We start from the raw sequence: 25,658 nt of genomic DNA on the forward strand, positions 1-25,658 counted from the left end.
TCCTTTTTTGAAAAAAAAGATTGCAACGGAAAGCGGGAAAAAGCTTCTAATTAAGTTCGAGGGTTGGAGAATGGGAGAGTTGGAGAGTTGAAGATATACTTACATTATATATATGATAAAAAATGTCCCTGAAAATTTCAGAGAGAATGATATCTTCAGTAATGATTATTTCAAGAGTTAATTAAATATACTTGTGTCCTTATTTATGGAAATCTTCGGAATCTTTTTTGATATGAAATAAGTTAACTTTAAAAACTTTCTCACAATAAGAAATATCAGTAATTTTGAACGAGCATAATGGTATGAAAAGGCTTCTGAGTTTTATTTTTTTGTGGGTATTTGTTTTTGGTTTTTCGCAATCAAAAATCACTGTATTTAATGAAGCAGACAAAACTCCAATTCCCGACGCAAATGTATTATGTAATGGCAAGATTTTAGGTAAAACTAATGCTGCAGGCTTTTTGGAATTTAAAACTAAATGTAAAAATATTCAGATTGAAGCTTCAGGTTTTTACAAAGAAAGTACTTTGGTAGAAAAGATTATCAAGGTTTCCCTTACCCCTACTTCATCTAAAACTTTTGCAATAGAAACAATCATTCTTGAAGATAAAAGCGATCCCAGAGCTTTGGAAATCCTTAGAAAAGTAGACAAGCTTTTTAAAAGTAACTCTCCCGAAAGTCTAGATTCTTATTCCTACAAATCTTATGAAAAGGTTTCTCTCGATATCGATCAAGATAGTATTACTGCATTTAATAATGTATTCACCAACAATTTAGGATTATTTAAAAACAATAAAAAAGAAGATTCCGCACAAGATGTTTCGGCAAGGAAAATTTTTGCCAACAGTAAACTTTTTCTATGGGAAAGAGCTCAGGAATTTTTATACTCTAAAAAATATGGTGAAAAAATAAACATTCTTGACAACCGAATTTCCGGATTGAAACAGCCTATCTACGAAATGATTGCGCTGCAAAGCAATAGAAACAAAATCCCCAATCAGATCAAGCAGGAAAATCGCGGTTTGTACCGTTTTTTTCTTACTGACAGCATCGAAATAGATGGAAGACAAAATTATGTAATCCGTTTTCGTGAAGCCAATTATAAAAAACCGGTAAAAAAAAGAAAATTCAGCGGTACTATATATATTGATACTCAAACGTACGGCATCAAGAAAATTGAAAGCGTAAGCAAAGAAAAAAACGAAGGAAATATTACCAGTATTTGGACTTTTTTTAATAATAAATGGTTTCTATCCGAAGAAAGCGTGAAACTTCGTATGAGCCGGATGATGATGGGGCAAGACAATGAAAATCCCGAAAAAGAGAAAGAAAAAAAGAAAAGTTTCGGAACGTACGCTTATCTCAACTCAAAATATTTCAATTACATCTCTCCTATCGAAGAAGATCCTGAAGATTTTAAAGGCTATACTTTTTCTGTAAAAAACACTACAGGAAACACGCTTCATCTTTATCGCCCAGACCCCTTATCTCTTAGAGAAAGTCATACCTACAAAACCATTGACAGTTTAGGAAAAGTTTATAAGATCGATAGAACAGCGAGAATTTTGACGGGCTTAATTAACGGGCAGGTTCGTGTAGGAAGTTTTGATTTTGATATTGGTGAAATCGTTAATTATAACTTGTATGAAGGCTTCAGGTTGGGTTTAAAAGGTAAACTGAATGAAAATTTTGATCCTTATTTTTCGCCAGATTATTATTTCGCTTATGGTCTACGTGATGATAAATTCAAATACGGAATTGGTATTGATATGAAAACTACGCTCGAAAAAAACTCTTATTTCAGGTTAGAATATTATGACGATGTAAATTCTTCAGGTGAATTTTACCGCCGACTTTGGACATTCAGAATGCGTATGATGAATTACGGAAACAACATCAACAACGATAAATATTACCGTTACAAAGGCGCATCTTTATCTTATTTGAATGACGTTACCAACGGTTTAACACTCGCTTTTGCGACAAGAAGAAATTCTGAAGAAGCGTTATTTGATTATAATTTCCGCGGAAAAGGGGGAGCTTTTGAAAACTTCAATACTTTGATGACGTTAAAATATTCCCCAAATTCAACCAATATTATGACTCCGCAAGGAAAATCTTTGATTGATCAGAAATATCCCGAGCTATATTTTAATTACGAGCAGAGTATGAAAGTTTTTGGCGGAGATTTTAATTATACCCGTTTTGATGCCTTGTTTGTGCACAATTTTAAAACAAGATTGGGAACTACCGGCGTTCGTTTATATGGAGGTTTTCTTTTGGGTGAAGCGCCAATTTGGAAAAATTTCACCACAAATGGATTGGCTTCTCCAAGTCGGGATATTAATTTTAACCTTACTTCTTATCTCGGTTTTGCCACTTTGGAAGGTGGAAAATATTACAACGATAAATTTATCGCTTATTATTTCACTCATAAATTACCATTCTATTTTAAGAGCATCGGTCAGAATGTGACGAGTTTTGATTTTGTGCTTCGTGGAACAATTGGAGATATGAAACATCCCGAATATCATGATTACAGATTTGAAAAGCTGGATCATTTGTATCAGGAAGTTGGATTGGAATGGAATAATTTTTTATCATCTTACTTCAATCTCGGATTATTTTACAGGGTTGGATACTACACGACAACCAATTTTAAACAAAATTTTGCAATACAGTTTAAGCTTAAATTATTAGAGTTTTAAAATTCCCCTCCTTTGGAGGGGTGGCGAAAATTTGGAAGAATTTTTGACGGGGTGGTAAAAAAATAACAATTAATATTTAAAAATAAATCAATGAAAAAAATAGAAATAAAAGCAGAACAGTTTTTTGAATTATTAAAACTAAAAGACACTTCAATGTGGTCTGTTTTTGCTCAAATGATTGATGGGGAAGAAAAAGAAATCATTTTTTTAGATAACGAAGAAAAAATACTTTTCAATTATATTCTTCCTTCAAATCCAGAAAAACTGGAAGAAGACCGTAAGGAATTTTCTAAGCAGTTTTCTGATAAACTATCAAGCCTTAATTAGGTTGGAGGGTTTTAGTGTCGGAGAGTTTTAGAGATTTAGCGATTCTGAATCACACAATTACTCCTTAACTCTAAAACTCTCCACTCTCAAACACGACCACTCTCCCACTCTAAAACACAGTTCTTTGCTTCCACAACATCATGAACCCGAAGGATTTTTGCTCCTTGTTCCAAAACTTTTAAATGCAGTTTTTGAGTTTCTTCGTTGATCTCTAAAGGTGATCTTCCTAAAGGTTTATAAATAAAAGATTTTCTTGAAATGCCTATCAGTAAAGGATATTTTCCAAAACCTAAGAATGCGACCTCATTGATCATTTTCATCTGATCTTCCACTGTTTTCCCAAAACCAAAACCGGGATCTAGAATAATGTCTTTGATTCCTTTTTGTAATAGTTCGTTCGTTTTTTTTGTAAAATATTGATTAACATTCAAAGTAATATCATCAAAATTTACTTTGTCATGCATTGTTTGGTAAGAAGGATTAACGTGCATCAGAATATAAGGAAGCTTTGTTTCAGCAACTACATCAAACATTTTTTCATCAAACTGTCCGCCTGAAATATCGTTAACAAGATCAATTCCTTCGTTAAAGCCAAATTTCACCGTTTCAGCATAAAAAGTATCCAGAGAAATTAAAGCTTCAGGAAACTCTTTTTTGATTTCTGAAATTATAGTTCCAATTCTTCTGATTTCCTCATCACTACTCAGAAATTCAGCATTCGGTCTTGTAGATTGGGGACCGATATCAATAATTTCTCCTCCATCATTCAATATTTTTTCAGCGTGTTGCAATGCTGATTTTTCATTATTAAATTTTCCGCCGTCAGAAAAAGAATCAGGCGTAAGATTTAGAATTCCCATGATCTTTGGCGAACTTAAATCGACTAATCTTCCGTTGCAGTTTAATGAATGATTTTTGATGAATGATGAATGATTTTCCATAACACAAAAATACGACTTCTGGCTTCTTACTTCCAAGTTATAGCCAAAAAACTGCGCCCTGATTCCTCTTACCTAAAACCTAATTTGTATCTTTGAAAGATTAAGAAAATTTATGTCAAAAACTTCAGTACAGTTCGGTAAAATCATCAATGAATGTCGTGATCTTTTCAGTAAAAAAATGCATGATTATGGTGCAGCGTGGAGAGTTTTGCGCCCAAGCTCAATTACGGATCAGATTTATATTAAAGTCAACAGAATCCGCACGTTACAGATGACTGATGTAAAGATGATTGACGAAAGCGAAGAAGGAGAATTTATTGCTATCGTTAATTACTCAATTATCGGACTAATTCAGTTAGAGAAAGGTCTTTCGAACGATTTTAATGAAGATCCTACAGAAATTTTAAATCTTTACGATAAATATTCTGCTGAAGCGCAAGCTTTAATGGAAAAGAAAAATCATGATTACGGTGAAGCATGGAGAGATATGAGAATTTCTTCTATCACCGATTTAATTTATCAAAAAGTATTGAGAACCAAACAGATTGAAGACAATCAGGGGAAAACTTTGGTTTCTGAAGGTTTGGATGCCAATTATTTTGACATGTTGAATTATGCAGTTTTCTGTCTTATTAAGTTTTCTGAACAAACAATTCCAAACGAACCCAAAAACTAATTAATTATGATCAAAGGTTTATTACGTTTTATTATCGCTGTTATTTTCATCGCTTCAGGTTTTGTAAAAGCTGTAGATTTGGTAGGTTTTTCCTTTAAAATGGAGGAATATTTTTCGCCATCGGTCTTTAATATGCCGTTTTTGGAGAAATTCGCCTTGCTTTTTTCAATTATCGTGGTAGTTCTTGAATTGTTCTTAGGCTTTTTATTATTACTAAAATTAAAACTGAAATTCACGCTTTCTGCATTGATTGCACTTTGTATTTTCTTTGGATTTTTAACGTTTTATTCAGCATACTTTAATGTAGTAACCGACTGTGGATGTTTTGGTGATGCGATTAAATTTACACCTTGGGAAAGCTTTGTGAAAGACGTTGTGCTTTTGGTTGGGCTGATTATTCTTTTCGTTTTATATAGAAAAGAATTCAAGAAAAAAGATGCTTACGGTGGGAGCAATAAACCCGAAAATAATAAATTCAAATCAATCATTTTAGGTATTTTATCTTTAGGCATGATTGTGATTATGGCTATTGGAATCATCAACGAGCCAATTATCGATTTCCGTGATTATAAAATAGGAACTGATTTGAAAGCTGAAAAAGCTAAAATCCTGAAAAATCCGTTTGAATACAAGACTTTTTACTCCATGAAAAACACTAAAACCGGTGAAGTTTTAAAGGTAAATTCTGACGATTATGTAAACCAGACAAAATATTGGGAAGAAGGTTCGCCCTGGAAAATTGAAGAAGGTAAAAACGAATCTAAACTTGTAAAAGAAGGTTATAAATCTGAAATTGTAAAATTCAAAATTGAAGATCCTACAGGAATTGATTTAACTGATGAAGTTATCAATGCACCAAAAGCGATTTTAGTTTTTTCTTATCATCCGAAAGAAGTTTCTCCGGAATTAATTAAAAACGTAGAAGCAAAAGTAAATGCTCAGAAAGGAGCTGTAATTTACGGTGTTTCTACCGATCAAAATACTTTTAAAACCATTAAAAACGCAATGATGGACGGTACTGCTATCAAAACCATTGCAAGAAGCAATCCTTTTGTATTGGTTTTAGAAAAAGGAAAAATTGTTGACAAACAACCTGCAAAATATTACGTTGATTAGAATTTTATAGTCAATTTTAAAACCAGGAAACTAGGAAAACATTAAACTTAGAACATTAAACTTTAAATATATAAAAATGCATAAATCAAATAAATCTATCGCCGGTTATCACTTATTAATGATTCTTTCTTCTGTTGACGGAGAATTTGCTCCTGAAGAAGGAATGTTGGTACAGCAATATCTTGCTGATGAATTTCCTTTTAAAATGAATTTAGATAACGAATTGGAAACTATTGCATTGCTTCAGCCTGAAGAATGGAAAGATCATTTTGAATTTCACGGACGTTGTTTCCTTGAGGATTCTACGGAAAAAGAACGTTTAAATTTTATCAAGTTTGCCAAAACTCTGATTAAAGCTGATGATAAAGTGACAGACGAAGAACATACTTTCTACGTTCTTTTGAAAAATCTTTGGAATCTGAAGTAAAATCACCAAAACAAAAATACAATTATGAAAAAAATTTGCTTATCCCTATTAATAATGAGTATGAGTACAGCCCCATTTCAGTCTCAGATATTTCCTGATCTAAAAGCCCCGATTGCCGAAAAGAAACAGCATTTAAGAAATATTCACGGCGATAAGGTAAATGATCCTTATTACTGGATGATTGATTTTTTCAAAAAAGGAAGAGATTCTACGCAGGTTGTAGAATATTTAACCTCTGAAAATTCTTACTGGGAAAGCATGATGAAAGATACAGAACCTTTCAGAGAAAAGCTTTTTCAGGAAATGAAAGCAAGAATCAAGGAAAAAGATGAGTCTGTACCTGTTTTCAGAAAAGGATATTACTATTACACAAGAACAGAAACAGGAAAACAATACTTCAAATATTGCAGAAAAAAAGGAAACCTAAGTGCTCCAGAAGAAATTATTCTGGATGTAGATCAGCTTGCAGAAGGTCATGCTTATTATTCGGCATCGGGTTTCAGTATCAGTCCTGATAATTCTAAAATGATTTACGGAGTTGATGATGTTTCAAGAAGACAGTATAAATTATTTTTAAAAGACCTTAACACCGGAAAAACAACCGATCTAGGAATTAAAAATACAACAGGTTCTGCAACGTGGGCAAATGACAACAAAACCATTTTCTACACCGGAAAAAATCCTGAAACGCTCTTAACAGAGAAAATTTTCAGGCATTCTTTAGGAACTGATCCTTCAAAAGATGTTTTGGTGTACGAAGAAAAAGACAAAACCAATTATATTGGCGTAGGAAAATCGAAGAACGAAAAAATCATTATGATTGTTTCTTCGGCAACAACTTCTTCAGAAACAAGATACATCAATGCAGATGAACCGAATGCGGCTTTCAAGGTTTTCCAGCCAAGAATGAAAGATGTTTTGTATGATGTAACTCCTTTAGAAGATAAGTTTTTAATCACAACCAACAAAGATGCGCTTAATTTCAAAGTGATGGAAACTCCTTTGGATAAAACAGGCGATGAAAGCTGGAAAGATTTCATGCCACACCGAAAAGATGTTTTGATGGAAGGAATCAGTGAGTTTAAAAACTATCTTGTTTTCAGTGAAAGACAAAACGGACTTTCGCAATTGGTCATTTTGGATAGAAGAACTAATAAACGGGAATTTTTAAAGTTTGATGAACCAACTTACACGGTTTATCCATCAGGAAACCCTGAATACAATACAGATTATTTCAGATTTGGGTATACTTCGATGATTACTCCGAGTTCACAGTATGAGCAAAATTTACAAACAGGAAAAAGAACTTTATTAAAGCAACAGGAAATTTTAGGCGGTTATAATAAAGCTAATTATGTCACCGAAAGACTTTTCGCCACTGCAAAAGACGGTACAAAAATTCCGATTTCAATTGTTTATAAAAAAGGATATAAAAAAGACGGCAAAAACCCACTTCTACTCTACGCTTACGGATCGTACGGAAACTCAATGAATGCGACATTCAGCAGTACAAGACTGAGTCTTTTAGACCGAGGTTTTGCTTTTGCGATTGCGCATATTCGTGGTGGACAAGAAATGGGAAGACAATGGTATGAAGACGGAAAAATGATGAAAAAGAAAAACACATTTACCGATTTTATCGACGTTGGAGAATATTTAGTTAAAGAAAAATACACTTCACCAAAACATTTGTATGCTCAAGGAGGAAGCGCAGGTGGACTTTTGATGGGTGCAGTTGTGAACATGAAACCTGAACTTTGGAATGGAGCCATTGCACAGGTTCCTTTCGTAGACGTTGTTAACACCATGTTGGATGAAAGTATTCCTTTGACAACGAATGAATATGATGAATGGGGAAATCCTAACAACAAAGCAGCCTACGATTATATGAAATCTTATTCTCCGTATGAAAATATTGAGCGAAAAAATTATCCGAACCTCCTTGTTACAACAGGATTACATGATTCTCAGGTACAGTATTTTGAACCTGCAAAATGGGTAGCCAAATTAAGAGATTTAAAAACAGACAAAAATGTTTTGTTCTTAAAAACAGATATGGATTACGGTCATGGAGGTGCTTCCGGAAGATTTGATTACCTGAAAGATATTGCGCTGGAATATGCTTTCATGTTTAAACTGGAGGGAATTAATAAATAACACAAAAATATTCTTAACGCAATGCTCGCAAAGTTTTTTTAGCAACTTGAAAATATTTTTCGTTCGCAAAGGCACTTCGTTCAGCAAAGACAAACAGCGAACATAGCTGAGTGAAACGCCTTTGCGAACGAAATAATAATGAGCATGTAAGCTTGCTTTGCGAGCATTGCGTTTAAATAAAAATTGATATTAAATAAAACAAAAGAAATAAAAAGATAATATAGAAACTATGAGAAGAAAAATAGTTGCAGGAAACTGGAAAATGAACAAAAACGTCATTGATGCTCAACAATTAATGATTCAATTACTAAGCTATAAAAATAACAACGCCACCAACTGTGAAGTTTGGATTGCACCGCCTTCTTTATATTTAATGATGGCAAAAGATATCTTCGAAAAAGACGAGATCGGAGTTTTCTCACAAGATATGAGCGAATATGAAAGCGGAGCTTACACAGGTGAACTTTCTGCAGATATGTTGGAATCTATCGATGCTACAGGCTCTTTGATTGGTCACTCTGAAAGAAGACAATATCACGGAGAAACTGATGAGAGCTGCAACAAAAAAGTAAAACTGGCTTTAGATAAAGGTTTAATTCCTGTTTACTGTAACGGTGAAACTTTAGAGCAAAGAAAAGCTGGACAGCATCTTGACGTTGTAAAAGCACAAACTGAAACAGCTCTTTTCACTCTTTCTGCAGAGGAAATTAAAAAAGTAGTGATTGCTTACGAACCAGTTTGGGCAATCGGAACAGGTGAAACTGCTACACCAGAACAGGCGCAGGAAATTCATGCTCACATCAGAGGAATTATCGCTGAAAAATACGGAAAAGAAGTTGCTGACGAAATTTCTATTCTTTACGGAGGTTCTGTAAAGCCAGATAATGCTAAAGAAATTTTCTCTCAGCCAGATATCGACGGTGGTCTGATTGGTGGCGCTGCATTGAAATTGGAAGATTTCTCAAAAATTATTGAAGGTTTTAATTAAGAAATAATTCATATTAAAAAAGTAAAGACATATCATTTGGTATGTCTTTTTTGATTAATTCAACAATACAAACATTTAATAAACAATCATTATTCAACATAATTTTTAAATTATTAAATTATTGCTAAAACAATAATCAATTTTTAAATAATATCTTTGCAAAAGTTTAAGGTTGAACCCATGCGTTCATTAATAGGGAATCAAGTGAAATAAAATAATTCTTGAGCTGTACCCGCAACTGTAAGCTATTCAACTTATTATTAAGTACACCACTGAACTTCAGGTTTGGGAAGGTTATAATAAGATGCAAGCCAGGAGACCTGCCTTAGATTAATTTCAACTTTCGGGAATAAAAGTTTATGAGATCAAATCTTCGGATATTTTTTCATGACTGTTTTTTCCTGCAGTGAAGTTTCGGGAACAAAACTTTAAATTTAATTATATCATGAAGAAAATCTATTTTCTTATTCTTGCGTTTGTATTTTCATTTACAAATGCCCAAACCGAAGGAGTTTTAGTACTCAACGAAGGCGGTATCGGAAGCAGTACTGCAGAAGTATCTTTCATCGACAATCAATCGGTTGTCACCAATAATTATTTTAAACTTAAAAACAATAATGCGACATTGGGCGATACTGGTCAGGACATTAAGGTTTTTGGTGATAAAATTTTTGTAGTTTTAAATTATTCCAATACAATAAAAGTCATAAACAAATCTGATTTTTCATTGATTACAACGATTTCAACCAATCTTAACAATCCAAGATATATTGCTTTTAATGGGAACAAAGCTTACGTAACCAATTGGGGAAGCGGCAGTAGCACTACTGATGATTATGTAGCAGTGTTTAATCTTAACAATTATACTCACGAAACGAATATCCCTGTAGGAAATGGTCCTGAAAAAATCATTGCCAAAAACAATAAACTATACGTTTTGCTAAAAGGAGGTTACGGATTGAATAATTTTATGGATGTAATCAACACTGCGACCAATACTGTAGAATCGCAGGTAAATGTTGGAGACTCGCCAAACAGTATTTTTGAAAAAGATAATTTACTGTACATTATGAGTTCGGGAGATCCTTATGTTTCAACATCTTTCGGAACATTGACGGTTTATAATACAACTACACAAACTACAGTTTCTAGCACTACATTTCCGGTAGGGGTAAAACCATCTTATATGGATACCGACGGAACGAATATTTATTACATGAATGAAGCTTCAATTTACAAAACACCAATTGCTTCACCGTCAATTAACACCTCTCCTATTGCAGTTACACCAATTACCGTAAACAGTTATGGAACTGCGTACGGATTTAATGTTGTTAATAATAAAATCTATGCAGCCGATCCTTCAGGATATGTTGCAGCAGGGAAAATTTACACTTATGATTTACAAGGTAGTTTACTGAATACTTTTACAGTAACCTCTTTGCCAAATCAAATCATTGCTTACAGTAATGCATCTCTTTCTACTATTGAAAACACAAAAACATCAAAAATAATTGTATATCCAAATCCTACAAGTGACATATTCTTTGTACAAGGCTTAAATTCTGGAAATATTCAGGTTTATGATTTAAATGGAAGAATTGTTATGAATGAGAAATACAATGAAAAAGGAATTAATGTAAGCGCATTATCTAAAGGCGTTTATGTCGTAAAAATTACAGATAAGAATATCAACTTCAGCGAAAAGTTAATTATTAAGTAATTTTTAAAATGAAAAAGGCATCAAGTTTTCTATTTACTTTCATCGTTGCGCTGTATATGTCACAATTTACAGCCAACGATGTAAAGTTTTTTGTAGGTACAGGCTCAGAAACGGCATATTTTGTTGCCGATTTTAAAGACGGTACCGATGACAGATCGTATGTTTGGGGAGTAAAATTTAATCCCGGACAAAATATCACCGGTCCGCAAATGCTTCAGATGATAAAAACTGCAGAACCTGCATTTGATTTTGGAACAAGTTTCGGAGGCGGATTTTTAGATAAAGTTCAGTTTAATGATCATTCTGCACAGTCTGTTCCCGATTATTGGAGCTTATGGGCAGGTGATAACACAAACGGTTGGTCGATGGCAGGATGGATGAACAGCGGAACCATCTCAAACGGAGAATGGTATGGCGCAAGTTACGGTTTTAGCAATCCTACAGCCGAAGCTCCTGCAACACCAATTCCTGCATATAGTTCTTTATGGTACAATTCATCTCAAATCATTAATTGGATTGGAACAGGAACTAATAAAAGTTTAGTCGTTGTAGATTTTGGGACCGATAATCCTAACGGAAACGCCAATTCTTTTGTTTTTGGAATTCAGTATAACGGAACTATTACGGCTGAACAGGCTTTACAGCTAATTGATGTACAAACAAATTCTTTCAGTTACAGTTCTTCAGCGAATCAGGTTTCAACATTGTCATTAAATTCTTTTTCAGGAACAGCAAGCGGAACAAACACCTGGAAATTATATAAAGGAACCAATTTATCAAACTGGAAAACCAACGCCAATCTTTCAACAATCACTTTAAATAATAACGATTGGCTTGGATTAAGTTTCGGAACAAGAAGACCTTTTACTCCAACTGAAGCAAACATAACTTTAAGTGTTTCTGATGCTGTAAAACAAAGCTTTAAAATTTACCCAAATCCTGCGAGTGATCTTGTGATCATTGAAACTCAGGATAACATTAAAGATATCAACATCTATTCTGTTTCCGGACAAAAAGTTTTGAATACCCAAAATAAAAAGATCAATATTCAAAGTTTGAGATCGGGAGTTTATTTGATTGAAACTAAAACAGACAGATCAACAACCACTCATAAGATCATCAAAAAATAAATCAACATAGAGCATCTTTATGATGCTCTTTTTTTCACTTTAAAATTCATCAATGAAAAAATCAATACTTCTTTTTTTAATTTTCATATTTCAGCTTTCATTTGCTCAACTTACAGAAAATGATGTCAAATTCTGGATAGGAACAGGTTCTAAAAAAGCTTATCTCATCGCAGATTTCAACGATTCAGACGATCCTACTTCTTATGTTTGGGGCTATAGATTTGATTCTACCAGTTTAACAATGGAAGATCTAATCAATGCAATCGACGCAGCAGATTCTAAAGTTACCGCAGAAGTACCAAGTGGTTTTTTATATAGTTTTGATTATAATCACCACACTCCAAGTACCGATGATTATTGGTCGACCTGGTCGGGAACTGCTTCAAATAACATGACCACCAATAATGGTGTAAACAATGATCCGCTTGTTGACGGAAAATGGTATGGAATGTCTTATGGATATGGTTTCACTCCTGGAACAACATTTGGTCCGCCTTCAACTCCGGTTCCTGCATATAATTCTACGTGGTTTAATTCGTCTCAAATTATTAATTGGATCGGAACAGGAAGTAATAAAAGTTTAGTTGTTATAGATTTCGGAACTGACAATGGTAACGGAATTTCTGATTCTTTTGCTTTTGGAATTCAATATAATGGAACTATTACAGCAGAACAGGCTTTACAGCTAATTGATGCTCAAGTAAGTGAATTCAATTACACATCAGCAGCCAACCAAATTTCAGCATTATCATTAAACAATTTTTCAGGAAACTCAACAGTAAACGATTCTTGGAAATTATACAAAGGAAAAGACCTTTCAAGCTGGAGAGGACAGAGTAATCTTTCACAAATTCAGCTTACCAATAACGATTGGTTCGGGTTAAGTTTTGGAAACAGAATACCGTTTACTCCAACCGTTGCCGATGTAACTTTAAGTGTTTCAGATGCCGTAAAACAAAGCTTTAAGATTTATCCTAATCCAGCTAAAGATTTTGTTATTATTGAAACTCAGGATGACATCAAAGACATCAATATCTACTCTGTTTCCGGGCAAAGAGTAATGAACACTCAGAATAAAAAGATTAATATTCAAAGTTTACATTCGGGTGTTTATTTTATTGAAATTAAAACCAATCAGTCGACAACGACTCATAAAATTATCAAAAAATAGTTTGATTTTTAATCATAAAAAAGTTCGGCGCGCCCTTTGGGCGCGCCGAATTCATATTATAACCTGAAAAAATTATTTTTTCTCTTTTGATCTTTGTAAAACCTCATCTACCATTCCAAAATCTTTAGCTTCGGTAGAAGTCATCCAGTAATCTCTATCTGAAGCTTTCTCAACCCACTCGTAAGTTTGTCCTGAATGTTCAGAAATAATGTCATACAATTCTTTTTTAAGCTTCAACATTTCTCTTAAATTGATTTCCATATCAGAAGCAACACCTTGAGCTCCACCAGAAGGTTGATGAATCATCACTCTTGAATGTTTCAAAGCAGAACGCTTTCCTTTTTCACCAGCAACCAATAGAACAGCTCCCATAGAAGCAGCAATACCTGTACAGATCGTAGCAACATCCGGCTTAATGATCTGCATTGTGTCATAAATTCCTAAACCAGCATAAACACTTCCACCAGGAGAGTTGATGTAGATCTGAATATCTTTTGAAGGATCTGCACTTTCTAAGAAAAGCAACTGCGCAGTCACAATATTTGCCACCTGATCGTCAATTCCTGTTCCTAAGAAAATAATTCTATCCATCATCAAACGAGAGAAAACGTCCATCTGAGCTACGTTTAATCTTCTTTCCTCCATGATGTAAGGTGTAAGATTGGTAGGATTAAACATTCCCATATACTGATCGGTTACCAAACCGTTATTTCCCAAGTGTTTCGTAGAGAAATCTCTGAATTCTTTTTTAATGTCCATATTTCTATCGGTATTATTTTAAAATTTATTTGAAATGTAAATTACAACTTTTATTCCTAAAAATTTATAAGACTTTTTGTCACTTTAGGTTGCAGAATTTAGTTTTAAGGTTGCAGATTCTTTTTATAATAAAATGAAAAGCTAATTTTTTAAACCATCAACCGACAACCAAAAACTATCAAACAATTATCGCTTTCTATCAACATAGATTCCTTTGATCGGCGAATATTCAATAATATCATTCAATCTCATTGAGGCCTGTTTCAGCAAGGTAATTTTTTTAATTAGTTCAAAATATTTCACCTCATCGGTACTGCTGTATTGTTCGAGCTCAGCAATAGTTTCTTTAATTAAATAATCAATATAACGATATTTATGAAGCAAGACGTCGCCTTTGATCTGTTCGGCAACTTTATCGCCATAATTGGGTGGATGAATATTTCTTGAACTCCAATTTTCAAGCTCATCTAAAGGGATTAAAGCATCAACTACTTTTGTGGTAATCTGCTCGTCCATAAAACTGACAAAAAAACTTCCACTTCTAAGCTCGTCATTCTGAATACCTTCTTTCACCTGATCAATAATAATTTCGTTTCCTTTTACCAGAAACTGATATTGTTCTTCTTCAAAGTGATGCAGAATTTCTTCAATGACCGTAATCTGATAGTCAGTATTGTTGTCATCTTTTCGCTTTAAAACAACATCACCAAACATCAACATATGATCGACCAATTTGTTTTCCATAAATAAAACATCGTACAGATAAGGATCTCCTTTTTCTTCATCAAAAGGCACGATCTCCATTTTTACGGGAGCTGCATTTTCCTTTTGCTGTTGAGCGTTTTGATTATGATTTTGATTAACCTGTCTCTGAACATCCAGTTCATTAAACAAACTCTGCTCAGAAAGACCAAATTTATTGGAAACTTCTTTTAGGTAAACTTCCCTTTTCAAAGCATTCTGAACGAACCCGACAGATTTTACAATATCCCGGATCGCTTCAGCTTTTTTAATAGGATCGTTTCCAACTTCTTTTAAAAGAATTTCAGCTTTAAAATCGATAAAATCTAATGCCTGATTTTCGATGAATTTTTCAACATATTCCTGCGGATGTTTTCTGGCAAAAGAATCGGGGTCGTCACCATCCGGAAAAAGAAGAACTCTAATGTTCATTCCTTCTGTCAAAAGCATATCGATACTTCTGAAACTCGCTTTAATTCCGGCATTATCACCATCAAAAAGAATCGTCACATTTTCTGTGAGTCTTTTGATAAGCTTAATTTGTTCGGTTGTTAAAGAAGTTCCTGAACTCGCTACAACGTTTTCAATTCCGGACATATGAAGTGAAATCACATCCATATAACCTTCCACCAAAAGACAGATGTTTTTCCTGGAAATCGCCTGTTTGCCTTGGTTTAAACCATAAAGAACATTCGATTTGTGATAAATTTCTGTTTCCGGGGAATTGAGATATTTGGCAGTTTTAACGTTACTTTTAAGAATTCTTGCTCCAAAACCTAAAACTCTGCCCGAAAAACTGTGAATCGGGAACATTACCCTTTCACGAAAACGGTCGATTCCGTTCGGAGCATTTTCGGGGAAAATAGAAAGTCCGGATTTTTCTAAAACTTCCTTTGTATAACCTTTTTCAATGGCAAATTCTGTAAAAGCATTTTTCTTTTCGGGCGAAAAACCAAGCTGAAACTTTTTGATGATATCATCTTTCAGCTCACGTTCTCTGAAGTAAGAAAGTCCGATCGCTCTTCCTTCATCATTTTCCCAAAGCGTATTTTGGAAAAAATCATTGGCAATCTCATGTATTTTATAAAGCAGATCTCTTTCAGACTGAGCATTTTTTGCTTCCTCAGAAAATTCACGCTGATCTTCCTCAATTTCGATTCCGTATTTTTTGGCAGCGTGACGGAGAGCTTCAGGATAAGTAAAGTTTTCGATTTCCATTAAAAAAGAAATCGCAGTACCTCCTTTTCCTGTTGAGAAATCTTTCCAAATTTGCTTACTTGGAGAAACTACAAAACTGGGCGATTTTTCTTCATGAAACGGACTCAGACCTTTAAAATTCGATCCCGCTCTCTTCAACTGCACATATTCGCCAACAATCTCTTCTACTCGGATTGTGGAAAATATTTTATCTATCGTCTGTTTGGAAATCATGCTGTAAAATTATGACAATAAAGCTTTACAACAAAAAAATCTCCGTAAAGGAGATTTTTATTTTTTTGAATTAAACGTAAAATAATTATTTTTTGAAGAAGGCTCTAGTCATAACTTCTCCATTTTTATAATAAAATTCAACAATATATTTTGCAGTTGGTAATTCGCGAACCGAAATTCTATCATTTTCAACCTTCGCATGAACGCTTACTTTTCTACCTTCCATAGAATAAATATTTGCAGACACGATCTTCTTATCTGATTTAAAAATCAATTCTTCTCCTGTAGAACTTAAATAAACTCCTACAGCTTTTTTATTATTTACAATATCATTAACATCTAATGTAAGTTGAGTAACGTTCAGCGTATAAGCAATTGTTTGCGGATCTGGCCATGATGAAATCAAAATATAATAAGTTTGCCCTGCTGTAACCGAAAAATTATCTATAGTTCTGGCTCCGCTAGATGTAGTCATAGAACATGCTTCTGCAGTAACGCCAATATTGGCACAACTCGTATAAAGATACATACTAGACCATCCTGGAGCTACAGGAATTTCAATCTTTATCGTTCCACTTGATGCAGGTGTATAAGAATATATTACATCATTTCCTGACATATAATAACCTCCATAAATTGATTGACTACTAGGATTAGTTACTGCAGGAAGACAAATTGTGCTTCCGTTCCCTGAGCTACTGGGATTTGCTATATCATAATTATCTGCATAGTTAGCGGTATTATCTGTAGTAGTATAAGGCAAAGAGCTTATAACGATAGGATTATTGCAGGTAGTCCCTACTTGGGCATTCATAATAAAGGTAGCAAATACAAAAATAAAATAATAGATTTTTTTCATAATGATTTTTTTTAATTAAACAAATATATAATAAAATCATACTTAAAAACAAATACAAAACAAAGAAAAGTTATTTTTATTAAATAATAAATAACAAATTATTAAATATTGTAAATTATTACTAATGTCTGCAATATTTAAATTATGGCAATAATATCAACAAATTAATCGAGATATATTATCAAATTCTGAATTATTAACTTTGCAGAAAATACCCTTTTAAATTTCTATTTTAGTTTTTAAATATTAAAAATGAATTTTCAAATTAATCAAATTAACGCCTGGCAAAAAGTCGTAGACTCAATTTTACCGGAACTGAAACACAATATTCTTCTTTTAAAAGGAAACTTAGGAGCAGGAAAAACAACGTTTACTCAGTTTCTGCTTAAAAGTTTAGGCAGTAAAGATGAAGTAAACTCTCCTACTTATTCGATTGTAAATGAATACAGTTCGCCAAAAGGAAAAATCTACCATTTCGATTTATATCGTTTAAAAAACATAGACGAAGTGTATGACATCGGTATTGAAGAATATCTTGATAATGCATTTTTGTGTATCATAGAATGGCCGGAAGTATATGAAGACGAACTTTACGGGCTAAATTATCATTCGATGAGCATCAATAATACCGGAGAAAACAGAGAAATTACATTCGATTAAATATTATATCTTTGCTTATAGAAATCGATTGTAATAAAAAAAATCTGTAAGTCATAATTAAACAATAATGAGTACTACAAATATTTTTACTCCTTTTTCAGAGGAAGAATTAATTCCGAAGGAAGAGAAGCTGGAAGTTATTAAAAAAGGGAAACAGTTTAGCATAGGAATCCCTAAAGAGACCTGTCTCAACGAAAGAAGAACGTGCATAACGCCCGATGCAGTACAGGTTTTGGTAGAAAGTGGCCATGAAATCATCATTGAATCTGGCGCAGGACAAGGCTCATTTTTCACAGATTTACAGTATTCAGAGTCAGGAGCAAGAATTACTCAGGATGCCAAAGAAGCATTTTCTCAGGATTTGGTTTTAAAAATTAATCCACCTACAGAAGAAGAAATTGATTATTTCAAACCTAATACGTACTTAGTTTCTGCACTTCAGATCAACTTAAGAGAGAAAGAATATTTCACAAAACTTGCCGAGAAAAAAATCAATGCCATTGCGTTTGAATTTATTGCAGACGAATATAAGCAACTTGCTTTGGTAAGATTGATCGGAGAAATTGCAGGCTCAGTTTCTATTTTATACGCTTCAGAATTATTAGCCTTATCAAACGGATTAATGCTTGGCGGAATCACCGGAGTAAGACCTACAGAAGTAGTAGTTTTAGGAGCAGGAATTGTTGGCGAGTTTGCTACAAAGGCAGCCATCGGTTTAGGAGCAAGTGTAAAAGTTTTTGACAATTCGCTCTCAAAACTGAGAAGACTTCATACCTTGGTAGACAGCAGAGTTCCTACATCGATCATCGATCCTAAAGAATTAAGCAAAAGTTTAAGAAGAGCCGACGTTGTGATCGGTGCTTTACCAAGACTCAATATGCAACCCATCGTTACCGAAGATATGGTAATGAAAATGAAAAAAGGCAGCGTCATTATCGACATCGTTATCGACAACGGGAAAGCCATCGAAACTTCTGAGTTGACCACAATGGATGATCCTTACATCATCAAACACGGCGTTATTCACTGCGGATTACCGAATCTTACGTCAAAAATGCCGAGAACAACAACAAAAGCAATCTCTAATTTCTTCCTATCCTATATTTTGAACTACGATCTTGAAGGTGGTTTTGAAAACATGCTGATCCGCAAAAACGAAATGAAGCAGAGTTTGTATATGTACAAAGGCAGACATACCAAAAAAGTGATCTGCGATCGTTTCGGACTTACATATCACGACATCAATCTTTTAATATTCTAATAAATTTTTCGAAAACAAAGAATCGATCATGATTTATCAATGATCATTCATCAGTTATAGATTGTAAAATCAACGTATGAAGAAAATAAAATTCTTTCTCATCGGGCTTATTCCCGGACTTATCATCGTATTTTTTGTACTTAATGCAAAAGGAGCAAGCTGTAGCGGTTACTTACCAAACAGCCGTGTCATTGCAGAAACCCTTTCAAAACAATTTGAGTATTCTGAAAATTTTAAAAATGAAATGAACACTTTAAAAGTTGATGAAAAGTTTTTAAAAGACAGTATCATTACTTTAGGTAAAATAGATTTTGACCGTAGTCATGCGCAGAAAAAACCTTGCCCTGATTACGTTATCACTTATCCTGAGAAAAATCCTTCATACGAAATCACTTTTGAGAAATGTGAAGAAAAAGCAGTTCTTAATTCTCTGAAAAAGCTTAAATAAAATATTTTTTAGCCACGAATACACAAATTCTCATTAATTATTATTCGTGCATTCGTGGCAATTAAAATCTAAATATTTCTCTAAAAATGGATGGCAATTACTACATGATTCATGATTATCTGATCTTCTTTGGAGTATTTGCTATTTTCTTTTTTCTTACGGTAAGTATTTATCTTTTCAGTCAGAATCAGCGATTAAAAAACAGAAACGTAAAACTTTCTGAAAGCAATAAACTCATTGAGCATAAACTGAATGAGTTTCAGCTGGAACATATAGGAACCAAGCTCAATCCACATTTATTTAAAAACATTCTCAATTCTGTACAGTCGCATGCTTATCAAACCTACATGTCGCTTGACAAACTGGCGAATGTTCTCGACTATATTCTGTACGAAAGCAACAACAAATTTGTAAGTCCAAAAGAAGAATTAAGTTTTGCTTTAAGCCTTATTGAAATTAATAAAATAAAGATCAATCCGCTTTTTGATTTTAGAATTAAATCTAAAATTGACAAATCTGATGCTGTTTTTGAAGAAAAAATATTTGCTCCGTTGCTTTCTGTTGATTTAATTGAAAATGCTTTTAAACATACCGATTTTCTGGCTTCAGATTCTTTCATTTCTATTATATTAGAACTCGAAGGCGGTGTCTTTTCGATAAAAGTGAGCAATAAAGCTTCGCTTAAAAATGTACTGCATAAAGATCACAGCGGTTTTGGAAGTCAGTCTTTAGATCAAAGATTAAAAATGATCTACGCCAATTTTTATTCACTTCAAAAAAGTTCAAAAAACGGTATCTTCACTGCAGAATTAACAATCAATTTAGGAGAATTCTATGATAAAATGCGTTATTCTTGATGATGAATTGTTGGCAATAAGCTACCTAAAACTTTTATGCGAACAGATTGAAAATGTAGAAGTTGTAAAAGCTTTCAACGATCCTAAAATTTTCCTCAACGAAATCAAAAATATAGACTGTAATCTCTGTATTTTAGATATAGAAATGCCTGGAATGACAGGATTGCAGGTTGCCGAGCTTATTTCTGACTCAAAAAAAATTATTTTTACAACGGCTTACAAAGAATATGCTGCTGAAGCTTTTGATCTGAATGTGGTAGATTATGTAAGAAAACCAATTAAAAAAGAAAGGCTGATTCAGGCGTTTGAAAAAGCAGCGGATCTCTTAAACAACAGTCAGAAAAAAGAGTTCATCGAATGGAATACCAACATTGGTAAATCCACAATTTTCACTGAACAAATCGTTTATATTAAAACCTCTGAGATCGACAGCCGTGATAAAGACATTATTCTGAAAGACGGAACAACGATTGTTTTAAAAAACCTCAATTTCAAATCTCTTCTGGAAATGCTTCCTTCAAAAGATTTTGCGCAGGTAAATAAGAAAGAAATTATTGCTTTATCGTCTGTAAAAGTATTATCCACTAACGAAATAATTACAACGATATCTAATGAAGCTGACCAATTTTTAAAACTTCAGATTGGCGATACTTATAAAAATTCTTTATTGGAAATGTTCGGAAAATAAAGAGTCATCACAATAAGACGCAAATTCAAATAAGTAAATTATTTTGAGTTTAAAAACTAATGTAAAATTTAACCAAAAAGGCACAAAAGACAATTATAAAGTTATTATTAGATAATCAAAGTTCTCAAAAGAATAAAAAATCAAAGATTTTTAAAGGTTTTTGTGTGCTTTTTTCAAGATTAAATAGAAATATCTAAATCTTTTGCCTCTTTTGTGGTTAAATAAAAAGTTTAAACAAGTTTATTGTAAAAAATCTTAAATTGCAAATGCCTTTTATTGTCTGAAAGGGATTTGTTTTTAAACAGAATATTATGAAAAAAACAGCACTTCTTTTTCTCTTGATTTCAGCATTTACTTTTGCTCAGAAATCTGTTTTAGCACACAAGGTTGATTCAATTATTAAAGATAAAAAAGCAACTGTTGGAGTTTCTGTTTTAGGTTTTGAAGACGGTTTTAAATTCAATAAAAATGCAGAAATAAAGCTACCGATGCTTAGTGTTTTTAAGTTTCATATTGCAGCTACAGTTCTCGATTTAGTAGATAAGGGGAAACTTTCATTAGACCAGAAAATTCTTTTAGAAGAATCTGAATTATTACTTGATACATGGTCGCCGATTCGGGAAAAATACCCTAATGGAAATATAGAACTTTCTTTAAGTGAAATCATTAATTATACCGTTGCGTGGAGTGATAATAATGGCTGTGATATATTATTAAGATTAATTGGAGGTACACAAGTTGTTCAAAAATTTATGGATTCTAAAGGAGTGAAAGATTTCCAGATTAAACATAATGAAGAGCAAATGCACAAAGGAGCAAAATATTTATATGAAAATTATACCACAACCAATTCTTTGAGCCAGCTTTATAAAAAATTCTACGATGGTAAAATTTTGTCTGAAAAATCTACAAAGTTTTTATACGACATTATGCTGAATACCTCTACAGGAGGAAATAAATTAAAAGAACAATTACCAAAACAATCTATAGCTCACAAAACAGGTTCTTCAGGGAAAGATGGAGATTTAACAATTGCAGAAAATGATTCGGGAATTGTTACTTTACCAAATGGCAAGCATTATGCAATAGTAGTATTTATTAGCAATTCTACTGAGACAGAAGAAGTGAATTGTAAGATGATTTCAAACATTTCAAAAGCAGTTTGGGATCATTTTAATAAGTAAAATTTAAAGCTTAATTTTAAAACCATTAAAATGAAAAAATTATTTTTAACAATAGCAGTCTTCAGTGGTGCATTTTTCTTTGCTCAGAAAAGTGAAAATTATATTGAAATAAGCTACAACAGCATTTGTTGCGGACCGCCTTCAAGCAGTCCGGTAATGAATTATATCAACAGCTTTCAAGGTAAAAAAAATACTCTTGAAGTATACCGACAGTCACGTTTGGGAAGAGAAGGTGAATATAAATTGTTCATTGGAATTGATGCACTCTCAAAAAGCAAAAAAGCTAAATTCATAAAAGGACTTGAAGCAGAAATCAATTCGCAGAATAAATCCAGAAATGAAAGCAGTGACGGAATTGTAAATTTCGAAAGCCAGAAAATTGTTAAAAAGGAAAAATTAAATACATTAAATAATCTAACTATATATAAAAAAGAAAATTTAAAATGATCAAAAACATTGTCGTTATCGGAGCGGGAACCATGGGAAATGGTATTGCACATACATTCGCACAAAGCGGTTTTAGTGTAAATTTAGTAGACGTTTCTCAGGAAGCTTTAGACAAAGGATTGAAAACTATTACTACAAACCTTGACAGAATCATTGCAAAGGGAAACCTTACAGAAGAACAAAAAGCAGAAACTTTAGGAAACATCACCACTTTCACTCAGCTAAAAGATGCGGTAACCAACGCAGATTTGGTAGTGGAAGCTGCAACTGAAAATCAGGATTTAAAATTAAAGATTTTTGCTCAGATGGATGAGTTTGCTCCGGAAAACTGTATTTTATCGACCAATACTTCATCAATATCTATTACTAAAATTGCTGCCGCTACCAAAAGAGCAGACAAAGTAATCGGAATGCACTTTATGAACCCGGTTCCAATCATGAAACTGGTAGAAATTATCAAAGGCTACTCTACTTCAAAAGAAACTTTTGATGCGATTTACGAAATGAGCAAAACTTTAGGAAAAGTTCCTGTAGAAGTGAATGATTACCCTGGTTTTGTTGCGAACAGAATTTTGATGCCGATGATTAACGAATCTATCGAAACTTTATACAACGGTGTTGCAGGAGTTGAGGAAATTGACACGGTAATGAAATTAGGAATGGCTCATCCAATGGGACCACTTCAGTTGGCAGATTTTATCGGTCTAGATGTTTGTTTAGCTATCTTAAACGTAATGTACGATGGTTTCAAAAATCCTAAATACGCACCAAACCCGTTATTGGTAAACATGGTAATGGCAGGAAAATTAGGCGTAAAATCTGGAGAAGGTTTCTATGATTATTCTGAAAGCAAAAAAGCTGAGAAAGTAGCAAAAATGTTTGCAAAATAAGAAGAAATAAAGAGGTAAACTGTCAATCGTAAATTTTAAATTGAAATCAAATTGGCTTCACTTGAAAATGACTTAAGAAGCAGATTTACAAAATTTAGTTTTACAAAAAATTAAGATCGAGAAGAAAATACCAATAATTTTATTATCTTTGATTCAAAGTTAAAACATTAAAAAAAATGAAATTACCAAAGTTTTTATTAGCAGATAATTCGGAATTTCCTGAAGATTTATTCGTAGTACATACAGAATATCCAAGATTCATCTTAAACGTTGAAGAGGAAGAAGTAGAATGGCTTGATGATTTGGAAGGTGACGATGAAGAAACGATGGCAGACGAAGCTACTAAAGTAGTTGAAGCAGCATTCAAATGGTGCGACGAAGAGTTGGCTAAGTACGACGAAGAAGAGGAAGAATAAGAAAAACCACTTATAAAAAAAGGAACTCAAAATTTGAGTTCCTTTTTTATTTTTATTCAGATTTGTTGAATTTTAAAAGCAACAAATTATCCTGATACAATTCTAAAGTAGTTCCTGAAACTACATATTTATTAGCTTTATTAAGCATATCCAGGAAGTTTTGCTCAACACTCATATTTGCACAAGCCATTTTTGTAGAACCCATTTGTGAAGCTTCAAATTTCCCTGATGCTGTTTCCATGGTTACACCACCAAAATATCTGTTACATCCGGCGTTTCCATTGATTTTTGAACCTTCTACATTCAAAGTAGGAACCTGCCCTTTTACGTTATCCGCTAAAACCCATTTTGTGTTGGCAATTGACGGCTGCGCTTTTCCAACATTTGATGAAGATGCGTTTTTCGTTGTTCCGCAAGATGCCAAAACGGCAAATGTGCATATACTTAAAAAAAGATTTTTCATTTTTAATTTTGATTTAATTCAAATTTACGGAAATTATTAATAATTAATTTCTAAAAATATAGATTTATGTTAAATGTATTCTTAATACTATTTAATTTTAATAAAACTCTTCTTAAAATTTTCGGCATCTTCATCTTTCAGAAAATTTATCCCAACAAGATTCGAACCTCTCATTTTATATTCTTTGTTAGTTAGTAGGAAAGCCTTTTTTCTCAAACTCTGATCTAAAGTGCTCATTCCTATACCCTTCCGTCTTTTATCTATATCTTTCACCAAATTATTTCCTTTTTCTCCTCTTTTTTCAGGATAAAACCATTGATGTACATAGCAACAATCTGCTTTTTCCAACATTTTTTCCATATAATCATGAGGTCTTTCCGGATCATCTTCATTTTTTAAAAACTGCATTATGTCGAAATTTCCATTAGAATAATTTGTGGTTCCATTATTTAAATCTAAAAGAAAAGCTGCGTTTTCAGGAGTAATTTTTCCTTTGTTTAAAGCTTTTATAATTTCACTTGAAAAATTAACAACTTGAGGACTGTAAAGATTAGTCGCCAATTGATGCCAAATGATATAATAAAAATTTTGAAAAAAAACTAAGTTGGCAGAACTTAAACCCAAATCATATTCATTAGGAAATCCTTTTTTCTGAATCAAACTTAAAAGTTTCGTACTCGTAATGCTGTCATTTTTGGTAATTTCTTTTTTATATTTTGCATAATTTCCACCGGAAAGTTTTCTGTAATGCTGATCAATGATAAATAAAGAATCAAGTTCTTTTCGGTAATTATCATCAAACTTATTTTTACATTTTAGCTTTTTGTATTGTTCACTATTTGGAAAATGAGATGAAAGAAAATTTTCTTCAAATTTATATTTCATACAATCTAAAGACTGATAATGTTTAAAAGCATTTTCATAATCCTTCTTGTTCAGCAGAACTTTCATATAATTATACAAATCATTCGCATGAGGTTCTTTAAAAGTTTTAAACGCCTTCTGATAATAAAAATCTGCACTCTCTAACTCATTAGTCGCAATCTTATCTTCTGCAAAATTTATGGCTTCATAATAGCTGATTAATTTCTTATTGGTCAATTCATTATTTTGACAATGAAAAGAATTGTAAACAAGTAGAAAAACAAGAGCTATAAATGATTTCATATTAATGTAGTATTATCTTTAAA

Annotated in this window: 25 protein-coding genes and 1 riboswitch; of the genes, 19 read left to right on the forward strand and 6 right to left on the reverse strand. The window is 32.9% G+C overall.

From position 1 onward, the window contains the following. The first annotated feature begins 302 nt into the window (after positions 1 to 302). Both OEW74_RS13430 and OEW74_RS13435 read left to right on the forward strand, forming a co-directional pair. Positions 303 to 2,708, forward strand: a complete 2,406-nt coding sequence (locus tag OEW74_RS13430) for a hypothetical protein (RefSeq protein ID WP_265428964.1) — start codon at positions 303 to 305, stop codon at positions 2,706 to 2,708. Between the two features lie 90 nt (positions 2,709 to 2,798). Further along, positions 2,799 to 3,035, forward strand: coding sequence for a hypothetical protein (locus OEW74_RS13435; protein ID WP_265428965.1), 237 nt, complete (start codon positions 2,799 to 2,801; stop codon positions 3,033 to 3,035). An 86-nt stretch (positions 3,036 to 3,121) separates the two neighbouring features. On the opposite strand, the gene folP is transcribed toward OEW74_RS13435, so the two are convergent. Continuing rightward, positions 3,122 to 3,976, reverse strand: coding sequence for a dihydropteroate synthase (folP, locus tag OEW74_RS13440; protein WP_416207909.1), 855 nt, complete (start codon positions 3,974 to 3,976; stop codon positions 3,122 to 3,124). 112 nt (positions 3,977 to 4,088) lie between these two features. On the opposite strand from folP, the gene OEW74_RS13445 reads away from it, so the two are divergent. From OEW74_RS13445 to OEW74_RS13480, 8 genes are all read left to right on the forward strand, one after another. Continuing rightward, a complete protein-coding gene (locus OEW74_RS13445; RefSeq protein WP_265428966.1) occupies positions 4,089 to 4,652 on the forward strand; it encodes a DUF1599 domain-containing protein in 564 nt (187 codons plus the stop codon). A gap of 6 nt (positions 4,653 to 4,658) precedes the next feature. Then, positions 4,659 to 5,768, forward strand: coding sequence for a BT_3928 family protein (locus tag OEW74_RS13450; RefSeq protein ID WP_265428967.1), 1,110 nt, complete (start codon positions 4,659 to 4,661; stop codon positions 5,766 to 5,768). A gap of 76 nt (positions 5,769 to 5,844) precedes the next feature. Continuing rightward, on the forward strand, positions 5,845 to 6,195 hold the full coding sequence (locus tag OEW74_RS13455) for a TerB family tellurite resistance protein (protein ID WP_175621032.1): 351 nt from the start codon (positions 5,845 to 5,847) through the stop codon (positions 6,193 to 6,195). 24 nt (positions 6,196 to 6,219) lie between these two features. Continuing rightward, positions 6,220 to 8,352 (forward strand): S9 family peptidase, encoded by a 2,133-nt coding sequence (locus OEW74_RS13460; RefSeq protein ID WP_265428968.1) that lies wholly within the window; start codon positions 6,220 to 6,222, stop codon positions 8,350 to 8,352. A gap of 229 nt (positions 8,353 to 8,581) precedes the next feature. Beyond that, positions 8,582 to 9,340 (forward strand): triose-phosphate isomerase, encoded by a 759-nt coding sequence (gene tpiA, locus OEW74_RS13465; protein ID WP_265428969.1) that lies wholly within the window; start codon positions 8,582 to 8,584, stop codon positions 9,338 to 9,340. Between the two features lie 152 nt (positions 9,341 to 9,492). Next, positions 9,493 to 9,683, forward strand: a riboswitch (cobalamin riboswitch). Between the two features lie 102 nt (positions 9,684 to 9,785). After that, positions 9,786 to 11,063: a YncE family protein gene (locus tag OEW74_RS13470; protein WP_265428970.1), complete on the forward strand. Its 1,278-nt coding sequence runs from the start codon at positions 9,786 to 9,788 to the stop codon at positions 11,061 to 11,063. An 8-nt stretch (positions 11,064 to 11,071) separates the two neighbouring features. Then, on the forward strand, positions 11,072 to 12,193 hold the full coding sequence (locus OEW74_RS13475) for a T9SS type A sorting domain-containing protein (RefSeq protein ID WP_265428971.1): 1,122 nt from the start codon (positions 11,072 to 11,074) through the stop codon (positions 12,191 to 12,193). Positions 12,194 to 12,245: 52 nt separating this feature from the next. Beyond that, positions 12,246 to 13,364, forward strand: a complete 1,119-nt coding sequence (locus tag OEW74_RS13480) for a T9SS type A sorting domain-containing protein (RefSeq protein WP_265428972.1) — start codon at positions 12,246 to 12,248, stop codon at positions 13,362 to 13,364. Between the two features lie 72 nt (positions 13,365 to 13,436). Here OEW74_RS13480 and clpP read toward each other — a convergent pair whose 3' ends face one another. The 3 genes from clpP to OEW74_RS13495 form a co-directional block, all read right to left on the reverse strand. Continuing rightward, positions 13,437 to 14,123, reverse strand: a complete 687-nt coding sequence (gene clpP, locus OEW74_RS13485) for an ATP-dependent Clp endopeptidase proteolytic subunit ClpP (protein WP_074231705.1) — start codon at positions 14,121 to 14,123, stop codon at positions 13,437 to 13,439. A gap of 186 nt (positions 14,124 to 14,309) precedes the next feature. After that, positions 14,310 to 16,295: a DNA primase gene (dnaG, locus tag OEW74_RS13490; protein WP_265428973.1), complete on the reverse strand. Its 1,986-nt coding sequence runs from the start codon at positions 16,293 to 16,295 to the stop codon at positions 14,310 to 14,312. 85 nt (positions 16,296 to 16,380) lie between these two features. Beyond that, complete coding sequence (locus OEW74_RS13495; protein ID WP_265428974.1) at positions 16,381 to 17,154, reverse strand: T9SS type A sorting domain-containing protein; 774 nt, start codon at positions 17,152 to 17,154, stop codon at positions 16,381 to 16,383. Between the two features lie 252 nt (positions 17,155 to 17,406). Here OEW74_RS13495 and tsaE point away from each other — a divergent pair, with 252 nt between their 5' ends. The 9 genes from tsaE to OEW74_RS13540 all read left to right on the forward strand — a co-directional run bounded on the left by tsaE (position 17,407) and on the right by OEW74_RS13540 (position 24,005). Then, the gene (tsaE, locus tag OEW74_RS13500) at positions 17,407 to 17,814 is read left to right on the forward strand and encodes a tRNA (adenosine(37)-N6)-threonylcarbamoyltransferase complex ATPase subunit type 1 TsaE (RefSeq protein ID WP_265428975.1); all 408 of its coding nucleotides are present in this window, start codon (positions 17,407 to 17,409) and stop codon (positions 17,812 to 17,814) included. Positions 17,815 to 17,881: 67 nt separating this feature from the next. Then, the gene (locus tag OEW74_RS13505) at positions 17,882 to 19,075 is read left to right on the forward strand and encodes an alanine dehydrogenase (RefSeq protein WP_265428976.1); all 1,194 of its coding nucleotides are present in this window, start codon (positions 17,882 to 17,884) and stop codon (positions 19,073 to 19,075) included. Between the two features lie 76 nt (positions 19,076 to 19,151). Continuing rightward, positions 19,152 to 19,523 carry a hypothetical protein gene (locus OEW74_RS13510; protein WP_265428977.1) on the forward strand — a complete coding sequence of 124 codons (372 nt, stop codon included), beginning with the start codon at positions 19,152 to 19,154 and terminating at the stop codon, positions 19,521 to 19,523. Between the two features lie 86 nt (positions 19,524 to 19,609). After that, complete coding sequence (locus OEW74_RS13515; protein ID WP_265428978.1) at positions 19,610 to 20,380, forward strand: histidine kinase; 771 nt, start codon at positions 19,610 to 19,612, stop codon at positions 20,378 to 20,380. Next, positions 20,358 to 21,068, forward strand: coding sequence for a LytR/AlgR family response regulator transcription factor (locus OEW74_RS13520; RefSeq protein WP_265428979.1), 711 nt, complete (start codon positions 20,358 to 20,360; stop codon positions 21,066 to 21,068). The genes OEW74_RS13515 and OEW74_RS13520 overlap by 23 nt, the downstream gene beginning before the upstream one ends. Positions 21,069 to 21,379: 311 nt before the next feature. Beyond that, positions 21,380 to 22,252, forward strand: coding sequence for a class A beta-lactamase, subclass A2 (bla, locus tag OEW74_RS13525; protein ID WP_265428980.1), 873 nt, complete (start codon positions 21,380 to 21,382; stop codon positions 22,250 to 22,252). 30 nt (positions 22,253 to 22,282) lie between these two features. Next, positions 22,283 to 22,699, forward strand: a complete 417-nt coding sequence (locus OEW74_RS13530) for a hypothetical protein (protein WP_265428981.1) — start codon at positions 22,283 to 22,285, stop codon at positions 22,697 to 22,699. Next, positions 22,699 to 23,589 carry a 3-hydroxybutyryl-CoA dehydrogenase gene (locus OEW74_RS13535; protein ID WP_265429041.1) on the forward strand — a complete coding sequence of 297 codons (891 nt, stop codon included), beginning with the start codon at positions 22,699 to 22,701 and terminating at the stop codon, positions 23,587 to 23,589. Before OEW74_RS13530 ends, OEW74_RS13535 begins: the two co-directional genes overlap by 1 nt. A gap of 176 nt (positions 23,590 to 23,765) precedes the next feature. Then, on the forward strand, positions 23,766 to 24,005 hold the full coding sequence (locus OEW74_RS13540; protein WP_007845674.1) for a hypothetical protein: 240 nt from the start codon (positions 23,766 to 23,768) through the stop codon (positions 24,003 to 24,005). 52 nt (positions 24,006 to 24,057) lie between these two features. Here OEW74_RS13540 and OEW74_RS13545 read toward each other — a convergent pair whose 3' ends face one another. Together OEW74_RS13545 and OEW74_RS13550 are read right to left on the reverse strand one after the other, a co-directional pair. Then, a complete protein-coding gene (locus OEW74_RS13545; RefSeq protein WP_265428982.1) occupies positions 24,058 to 24,468 on the reverse strand; it encodes an META domain-containing protein in 411 nt (136 codons plus the stop codon). Positions 24,469 to 24,555: 87 nt separating this feature from the next. After that, complete coding sequence (locus OEW74_RS13550) at positions 24,556 to 25,635, reverse strand: hypothetical protein (RefSeq protein WP_265428983.1); 1,080 nt, start codon at positions 25,633 to 25,635, stop codon at positions 24,556 to 24,558. Positions 25,636 to 25,658 lie beyond the last annotated feature (23 nt).

The organism is Chryseobacterium sp. YIM B08800 (assembly GCF_026163565.1).
GTDB lineage: Bacteria > Bacteroidota > Bacteroidia > Flavobacteriales > Weeksellaceae > Chryseobacterium.

What these genes read in the sequence shown, in the direction of transcription:
- OEW74_RS13480 (WP_265428972.1), top strand. Translation starts at nt 12,246, where the DNA reads ATGAAAAAATCAATACTTCTTTTTTTAATTTTCATATTTCAGCTTTCA.
- OEW74_RS13435 (WP_265428965.1), top strand. Translation starts at nt 2,799, where the DNA reads ATGAAAAAAATAGAAATAAAAGCAGAACAGTTTTTTGAATTATTAAAA.
- OEW74_RS13510 (WP_265428977.1), top strand. Translation starts at nt 19,152, where the DNA reads ATGAAGAAAATAAAATTCTTTCTCATCGGGCTTATTCCCGGACTTATC.
- tpiA (WP_265428969.1), top strand. Translation starts at nt 8,582, where the DNA reads ATGAGAAGAAAAATAGTTGCAGGAAACTGGAAAATGAACAAAAACGTC.
- OEW74_RS13530 (WP_265428981.1), top strand. Translation starts at nt 22,283, where the DNA reads ATGAAAAAATTATTTTTAACAATAGCAGTCTTCAGTGGTGCATTTTTC.
- OEW74_RS13445 (WP_265428966.1), top strand. Translation starts at nt 4,089, where the DNA reads ATGTCAAAAACTTCAGTACAGTTCGGTAAAATCATCAATGAATGTCGT.
- OEW74_RS13540 (WP_007845674.1), top strand. Translation starts at nt 23,766, where the DNA reads ATGAAATTACCAAAGTTTTTATTAGCAGATAATTCGGAATTTCCTGAA.
- OEW74_RS13495 (WP_265428974.1), bottom strand. Translation starts at nt 17,154, where the DNA reads ATGAAAAAAATCTATTATTTTATTTTTGTATTTGCTACCTTTATTATG.
- OEW74_RS13460 (WP_265428968.1), top strand. Translation starts at nt 6,220, where the DNA reads ATGAAAAAAATTTGCTTATCCCTATTAATAATGAGTATGAGTACAGCC.
- folP (WP_416207909.1), bottom strand. Translation starts at nt 3,976, where the DNA reads ATGGAAAATCATTCATCATTCATCAAAAATCATTCATTAAACTGCAAC.
- OEW74_RS13470 (WP_265428970.1), top strand. Translation starts at nt 9,786, where the DNA reads ATGAAGAAAATCTATTTTCTTATTCTTGCGTTTGTATTTTCATTTACA.
- OEW74_RS13545 (WP_265428982.1), bottom strand. Translation starts at nt 24,468, where the DNA reads ATGAAAAATCTTTTTTTAAGTATATGCACATTTGCCGTTTTGGCATCT.
- dnaG (WP_265428973.1), bottom strand. Translation starts at nt 16,295, where the DNA reads ATGATTTCCAAACAGACGATAGATAAAATATTTTCCACAATCCGAGTA.
- tsaE (WP_265428975.1), top strand. Translation starts at nt 17,407, where the DNA reads ATGAATTTTCAAATTAATCAAATTAACGCCTGGCAAAAAGTCGTAGAC.
- OEW74_RS13550 (WP_265428983.1), bottom strand. Translation starts at nt 25,635, where the DNA reads ATGAAATCATTTATAGCTCTTGTTTTTCTACTTGTTTACAATTCTTTT.
- OEW74_RS13475 (WP_265428971.1), top strand. Translation starts at nt 11,072, where the DNA reads ATGAAAAAGGCATCAAGTTTTCTATTTACTTTCATCGTTGCGCTGTAT.
- OEW74_RS13455 (WP_175621032.1), top strand. Translation starts at nt 5,845, where the DNA reads ATGCATAAATCAAATAAATCTATCGCCGGTTATCACTTATTAATGATT.
- OEW74_RS13430 (WP_265428964.1), top strand. Translation starts at nt 303, where the DNA reads ATGAAAAGGCTTCTGAGTTTTATTTTTTTGTGGGTATTTGTTTTTGGT.
- OEW74_RS13450 (WP_265428967.1), top strand. Translation starts at nt 4,659, where the DNA reads ATGATCAAAGGTTTATTACGTTTTATTATCGCTGTTATTTTCATCGCT.
- bla (WP_265428980.1), top strand. Translation starts at nt 21,380, where the DNA reads ATGAAAAAAACAGCACTTCTTTTTCTCTTGATTTCAGCATTTACTTTT.
- OEW74_RS13520 (WP_265428979.1), top strand. Translation starts at nt 20,358, where the DNA reads ATGATAAAATGCGTTATTCTTGATGATGAATTGTTGGCAATAAGCTAC.
- OEW74_RS13505 (WP_265428976.1), top strand. Translation starts at nt 17,882, where the DNA reads ATGAGTACTACAAATATTTTTACTCCTTTTTCAGAGGAAGAATTAATT.
- OEW74_RS13515 (WP_265428978.1), top strand. Translation starts at nt 19,610, where the DNA reads ATGGATGGCAATTACTACATGATTCATGATTATCTGATCTTCTTTGGA.
- clpP (WP_074231705.1), bottom strand. Translation starts at nt 14,123, where the DNA reads ATGGACATTAAAAAAGAATTCAGAGATTTCTCTACGAAACACTTGGGA.